Below are 2,004 nucleotides of genomic sequence, written 5' to 3'. Positions count from 1 at the left end.
AAATCCAATTCTTCGGTTTCAAGCTGGGCTTCTGGTTTGCGCAACAGGGAGCCATCTACGTGTTCCTGGTGCTGATCGTCATGTACGCGCACTCCATGAACAAGCTGGACCGTAAATTTGACGTCCACGAAGACTAACCGCTGAAAAGCAGATAAAGAGTCCGATAAAGAGAGACATCCTATGGATATTCAGACACTCACTTATCTCTTTGTAGGCGGTTCGTTTGCGCTCTACATCGGGATTGCGATCTGGTCACGGGCCGGGTCGACCAAAGATTTTTACGTGGCCGGTGGCGGGGTTTCCCCGATAGCGAACGGCGCCGCCACCGCAGCCGACTGGATGTCGGCAGCCTCGTTTATTTCCATGGCCGGGATTATTGCCTACTCCGGTTACGATGCGTCGGTGTACCTGATGGGGTGGACCGGGGGCTATGTACTACTGGCCATGTTATTGGCACCTTACCTGCGCAAGTTCGGCAAGTTTACGGTGCCGGATTTCATTGGTGATCGCTATTACTCCAACGTGGCAAGAACGGTAGCGGTGATCTGCGTAATCTTCGTGTCCTTTACCTATGTGGCCGGGCAGATGCGCGGTACCGGCATCGTGTTTGCCCGCTTCCTGGAAGTGAATGTGAATACCGGTGTAGTGATCGGTATGGCCATCGTGTTTTTCTACGCTGTGCTTGGTGGCATGAAAGGGATTACCTACACCCAGGTAGCGCAGTATTGCGTGCTGATCTTTGCCTTCCTGGTGCCGGCGGTTTTCCTGTCCATCATGATGACCGGGCATGTTCTTCCACAAACCGGTTTTGGTGGCACGGTACTGGATGCAGCCGGTGGTGACAGCGGGGTGTATCTGCTGCACAAACTGGACCAGGTAGTGACCGATCTGGGCTTTACCGAATACACAGAAGGCTCAAAATCCACCATTGATGTGTTCTTTATTGCTGCGGCATTGATGTGCGGTACTGCGGGCCTGCCCCACGTGATCGTGCGTTTCTTTACCGTACCCCGGGTGAAAGATGCCCGTATCAGTGCCGGCTGGGCGTTGTTCTTTATCGCCTTGCTGTACACCTCTGCACCGGCGGTGGGCGCATTCGCACGGCTCAACTTGATCGACACCGTGAACGAAACCCAATACACCGAACTGCCGGAATGGTTCTATAACTGGGAAAACTCCGGGTTGATCGGCTGGGTGGACAAGAACGGTGACGGTGCCGTGCAGATGCGCGCCGGAGCACCCTTCGAAGGCAAGCCGACCTATGCCGGCAGCCGTGAAGAAACCAAGGGCAGCTATGGGGAGCGGGTGTTGACCAATGCCCCCACGGATAACGCCTCGGAAGTGTATATCGACCGCGACATCATCGTGTTGGCTAACCCGGAAATCGGCAATCTGCCTGCCTGGGTGATCGCCCTGGTGGCGGCCGGTGGGGTGGCGGCAGCACTGTCCACGGCAGCGGGGCTGTTGCTGGTGATATCCAGTGCCATCTCCCATGACCTGCTAAAGAAAACCCTGATGCCGGGCATCAATGAGAAACAGGAGTTGTTGGCGGCTCGGGGAGCGGCGGTGGTGGCGATTGTCATTGCCGGTTACTTTGGCATCAATCCGCCCGGCTTTGTGGCCCAGGTGGTGGCATTTGCCTTTGGCCTTGCCGCTGCCAGCTTCTTCCCGGTGATCCTCATGGGCATTTTCTACAAGCGCATGAACAAGGAAGGGGCGATTGCCGGCATGCTGGTTGGGCTGATCTTCACCTTCAGCTACATCGTGTTCTTCAAATTTGTCTCGCCAGAGCTGAACAATGCAGAACACTGGTTGCTGGGCGTGTCGCCTGAAGGTATCGGAACGTTCGGGATGATTCTCAACTTTGCTGTGGCCTTCGCGGTATCGCGAGTGACCGCGCCGCCTCCTGAGCATATCCAGCACATTGTGGAAGACATCCGTATTCCGCGAGGTGCCGGTGAAGCGTCTGCACACTGAGCACGGGTAACACAGGAACCGGTGCGG

2 protein-coding genes are annotated in these 2,004 nt (G+C 56.1%); both read left to right on the top strand.

The genetic code is table 11. The features are described from left to right. A partial coding sequence (locus A3730_RS29920; protein WP_156501303.1) for a DUF4212 domain-containing protein occupies positions 1-137 on the top strand: 137 nt, incomplete at its 5' end. Positions 138-180: 43 nt separating this feature from the next. Continuing rightward, positions 181-1,977, top strand: coding sequence for a sodium:solute symporter family protein (locus A3730_RS22605; RefSeq protein ID WP_063538948.1), 1,797 nt, complete (start codon positions 181-183; stop codon positions 1,975-1,977). The last annotated feature ends 27 nt before the right edge of the window (positions 1,978-2,004 follow it).

Source organism: Alcanivorax sp. HI0044 (assembly GCF_001634945.1).
Note: the sequence above shows the minus strand (reverse complement) of the source record. Positions and strands in the feature narration are given on the sequence as shown.

Bases quoted from the DNA above. Each gene is read 5' to 3' on its own strand.
- A3730_RS22605 (WP_063538948.1), top strand. From the start codon at position 181: ATGGATATTCAGACACTCACTTATCTCTTTGTAGGCGGTTCGTTTGCG.